At 66.9% G+C, this 4,386-nt stretch carries 4 protein-coding genes and 1 pseudogene; 1 reads left to right on the top strand and 4 read right to left on the bottom strand.

Going from position 1 to position 4,386, the window contains the following annotated elements; all coding sequences use genetic code 11:
- The 4 genes and pseudogenes from WAL33_RS21315 to rlmN form a co-directional block, all read right to left on the bottom strand.
- A pseudogene (locus WAL33_RS21315) lies at window positions 1-299 on the bottom strand (serine protease); the annotation flags it as partial.
- A 24-nt stretch (window positions 300-323) separates the two neighbouring features.
- Window positions 324-752 carry a DUF350 domain-containing protein gene (locus tag WAL33_RS21310; RefSeq protein ID WP_422183999.1) on the bottom strand — a complete coding sequence of 143 codons (429 nt, stop codon included), beginning with the start codon at window positions 750-752 and terminating at the stop codon, window positions 324-326.
- Between the two features lie 110 nt (window positions 753-862).
- A complete protein-coding gene (locus WAL33_RS21305; protein ID WP_422183998.1) occupies window positions 863-1,288 on the bottom strand; it encodes a hypothetical protein in 426 nt (141 codons plus the stop codon).
- A complete protein-coding gene (gene rlmN, locus WAL33_RS21300) occupies window positions 1,288-2,490 on the bottom strand; it encodes a 23S rRNA (adenine(2503)-C(2))-methyltransferase RlmN (protein ID WP_422183996.1) in 1,203 nt (400 codons plus the stop codon). Before rlmN ends, WAL33_RS21305 begins: the two co-directional genes overlap by 1 nt.
- Window positions 2,491-2,698: 208 nt before the next feature.
- Between rlmN and WAL33_RS21295 the strand changes: the two genes are divergently transcribed.
- Entirely contained in the window at window positions 2,699-4,375 is a 1,677-nt protein-coding gene (locus tag WAL33_RS21295; RefSeq protein WP_422184000.1) for a pilus assembly protein TadG-related protein, read from the top strand.
- The last annotated feature ends 11 nt before the right edge of the window (window positions 4,376-4,386 follow it).

The raw sequence follows: 4,386 nt of genomic DNA, 5'->3' as shown, positions 1-4,386 counted from the left end.
TCGGCCACGACGATCGCCGCCTCGCGGCAGCCGTCGACCACGTGGCGGGCGGTCAGCCACGAGCCGCCGTCATCGACCGAAAAGGCCGTGCCGCTGCCGGGTTGGCCCTTGTCGGGCACCTGGACGACGATGGACGGATCGAACGGCGAGGCGGGGCCCAGCGGCAGGCCGACGTCGCCCGGCACCGGCGGCGGCGGCGGCGGCGCATCGGAGCGTTCCTGCCGGCCGACGGCGACGACCAGCAGGGCGCTGACCACCGCCCCGTAGATCAGCCAGTCCGGAAGTTTGGGGAAATGCACTGGACCCGTCCCGCTCGCCCGCTCTTAGCCCGCCACGGCGGCGGCCAGGATCAGGGCGGTGGCGATCTTGGCGCCGACCAGCAGGGCCGCGGCGGCGACCTCGCCCTCGTTGATCCGTTCGGGAAGGCCCTTGAGCAGCATGTCGGTGATGCGGAAGACCAGCAGTTGGACGACGATGGTCGATACGCCCCACAGCACGATCTCCAGCGGCGACACCGAGGCCGACAGCGACGTGGCCAGCGGAATGGCCAGGCCGACCATCACCCCGCCCAGCGACAGGGCGGCGGCGGCGTTGCCCTCGCGGATCAGCTTGATCTCCTTGTGCGGGGTCAGCAGGGCGTAGAGCGCCGTGCCGACCACCAGCATCACCAAGGTGATGGCGGCGTGCATCAGGGTCAGCGGCAAGCCGCTGGCGAAGGCTTGAATCTCGGGCGACTGAAGCTGTGGCGGCATGAAAATGGTGATCCCCGAACCTAAGGGACGCATAGCTAGCACGGGATCAAGCGCCGTGCGTAGGGGGCTCGTCCGGCGAAACGCCGCACGGGGCCGGACGCCTGGCGGCCCTACTGAACAAAGCGGGTGACCGACCAGCCGTATGACCGGATCCGCCAGCGCTCGTCGTCCAAGTGCAGCACGAACGACCAGCCGCCATGCTCGTCGAACGGTTTGCCGTCGCGGAGGCCTGTCCACTGGGTGGGCAGGGAGAAATAGACGGTGTCGCCCGTGCGGACGAAGTCCTGGGCGGGTCCGAAGACGTGCCGGAGCTCGACCATGGCGCCCACATGCCGCGCCATCAGGCCGCGCCAATGGGCAAGGCCGTCCTGGCCGGTGAACACGTGCGGCGGGAAGTTCTCGAGGATGACCAGATCGCCTGTCGAGAACACGCCGTCCAGGACGCTTTCATCGGCCGTCTCGAGGAACCTCGCGAGCGTCTCGGGGCCGGCCATCATCGCCGCGTCCGGTTCGGAACCGATCGCCGGCTCCGACATCAGGCCGCCGCCTCGTCATCGTCATCGTCCAGCACGCCGGCCATGGCCGCCATCGACAGCTTGCGCATCGCCGAGGCGCGGACCTTCTCGCTCTCGCTCTTCAGCTGGCCGCAGGCGGCCAGGATGTCGCGGCCTCGCGGCGTGCGGATCGGCGAGGAATAGCCGGCGCGGTTGAGGATGGCGGCGAAGGCTTCGATCGCCGCCCAGTCCGAGCACTGATAGTCGCTGCCCGGCCAGGGGTTGAACGGGATCAGATTGACCTTGGCCGGTATGCCCTTGATCAGCTTGATCAGCGCCCGGGCCTCGTCGGGGCTGTCGTTGACGCCCTTCAGCATCACATATTCGAACGTCACCCGGCGGGCGTTGCTGAGACCCGGATAGGCGCGGATGCCGGCCATCAGCTGCTCGAGCGGGTATTTCTTGTTCAGCGGCACCAGAACGTCGCGCAGGGCGTCGTTGGTGGCGTGCAGGCTGATGGCCAGCATGGCCTGGGTCTTCTGGCCCAGGGCTTCCAGCTGCGGGACCACGCCCGAGGTCGACACCGTGATCCGGCGACGCGAGATGGCGATGCCTTCGTTGTCGCTGATGATCTCGATGGCGTCGGCCACCTGGCCTAGATTGTAGAGCGGCTCGCCCATGCCCATGAACACGATGTTGCTCAACAGGCGATCGTCCTTGTCGGACGGCCATTCGGCCAGGTCATCCTTGGCGACCTGCACCTGGGCGACGATCTCGGCGGCGGTCAGGTTGCGGACCAGGGCCTGGGTGCCGGTGTGGCAGAAGCTGCAGTTCAGGGTGCAGCCGACCTGGCTGGAGACGCAAAGCGCGCCGCTGCGGCCGACCGACGGGATGTAGACGGTCTCGACCTCGATGCCCGGCCCCATGCGGATCAGCCACTTGCGCGTGCCGTCCTTGGAAACCTGCCGTTCGACGATCTCGGGACGGGCGACGGTGAACTGCTCGGCCAGCCGGGCGCGGGTCTCCTTGGCCACGTCGCTCATCTGGGCGAAATCGGTCACGCCGCGATGATGCACCCAGCGGAAGATCTGGGTGGCGCGCATCTTGGCCTTGCCGTGCTCGACCACGCCGCTCTCGGTCAGGGCGACGACCATTTGCGAGCGGGTCAAGCCCGACAGATTGATCGGGGCTTTCGGAGCATCGGCTTTAGGGGCAATGCGCGACAGGTCGAGGGTGACGCTCAAGGGGCGGTCCGGAGGCAAGACATTTCAGGGATCGAGGCGAGGATATAGCAGACCACGGCCGCTTTTCCAAAAAGGTGCGGCGTCGCGCCCCCTCGGCCGGCGGCCGACGCGCCCGGAACCTGGAATGCGGGGATTCACCATCGTCGTTTGCGGCCCCTTCACCGTCCCTGACGACAATGCCCGTTCTCTGGAGAGTTGGGCCTTGCTCATGATCATGTGGAAACGCCTTGCGGCGCGGCTTCGCGACGACGAGCGCGGCGCGATCGCCGTGCAGTTCGCGTTCCTGCTGATCCCCCTCGCCATCCTGACGTTCGGCCTGATCGATCTGAGCCGAGTCAGCGTCCAGAAGCGCCAGCTCCAGGACGCCCTGGACGCCGCGACCCTGATGGCCGCCCGTTCGACGGCCACCACCAACGACGCCTTGGACGCGATCGGCGACGCGGCCCTGGTCGCCGAGATGGACGGTCTGGGCGTGACCCTGACCCGCAGCAACTCGACCTTCGCCCTGGGCGTCAACAACACCGTTGTCGGCTCGGTCCAGGACGTCGCGATCAAGCCGATCATCTCCAACCTCTGGAAAAACGGCGACACGAACGTCTCGGCCGGCGCCACGGTGATGCGCTCGGTGAACAAGCTGGAGGTGGCCCTGGTGCTGGACAACACCGGCTCGATGGGCAGCACCCTCGGCTCCGGGACCAAGAAGATCGACGCCCTGATCGACGCCTCCAAATCGCTGGTCGACGTTCTGGCCGGCGCCGCGGCCCGCGCCACCGAGACCGACGCGGTGAAGATCAGCGTCGTGCCGTTCTCGATGACGGTGAACATCGGTTCGGTCCATCAGAACCAGACCTCGTGGCTGACCGGCACGATGCCGGCCACGGGCTACGGCCCGGACGTGTTCGCGACCAACCAGAACCGCTTCACCCTGCTGTCGAACCTCGGCCTGACCTGGGCCGGCTGTGTCGAAAGCCGCCCAGCGCCCTACGACGTCACCGACGCCGCCCCCGCCGCCTCGGTTCCCGCCTCGATGTTCGTGCCCTATTTCGCGCCGGACGAGCCCGACGACAACACCGTCGGCGTCAACCAGTCCAGCACGACGCGCTATCGCGACGCCCGGACCGTGAACAATCCCAACTATCCGATCAAGAACAACTGGCTGCCGGACGGCGTCTCGCCCAGCGGCACATCCTCCACCGCCTGGAGCACGCGTTCGACGCCGACCGCCAAGTACGGCTCCGGCAACAAGGGCAACGTCATCAACGCCGCCAAGACCGGCACGGCCTACGGTCCTAACGCCGGCTGCGGTTTGACCAGCCTGATGCGCCTGACCAATGTCCGCACCACCACCCAGCGGGACCTGGTGAAGACCAAGCTTGGTCAGATGATCGCCGACGGCAACACCAATGTCGCCATGGGCCTGGTCTGGGGCTGGCACACCTTGTCGAAGAACGCGCCCTTCGCCGACGGCGTGGATCCGCTCAGCACCGACGGCAAGAAGACCACCAAGGTGATCGTGCTGCTGACCGACGGCGACAACACCAACGACACCTATAACAACCCCAACAACTCGTTCTACACCGGCTATGGCTACATCGCCCAAGGCCGCCTGAAGAACGCCAGCGGGACGTCCCTGACCGCCAGCTCCACGGCGACCAACCGCCGCGATGCGATCGACCACCGCGAGAAGCTGCTGTGCGACAACGCCAAGGCCGAGGGGGTGGTGATCTACGCCATCGGCGTGGGGGTCTCCAACCACTCCAGGACCATACTTCAGGACTGCGCGACCAAGCCGGACATGTATTACGACGTCAACGACGCCGACCAGCTGACTCCGGTGTTCAACACCATCGCCGGCTCGATCCAGAACCTGCGGATCACGAAATAGAGAAGGGCCGG

The organism is Caulobacter sp., assembly GCF_049283275.1.
Lineage (GTDB): Bacteria > Pseudomonadota > Alphaproteobacteria > Caulobacterales > Caulobacteraceae > Caulobacter.
This window is presented reverse-complemented; position numbering and strand designations above follow the sequence as displayed.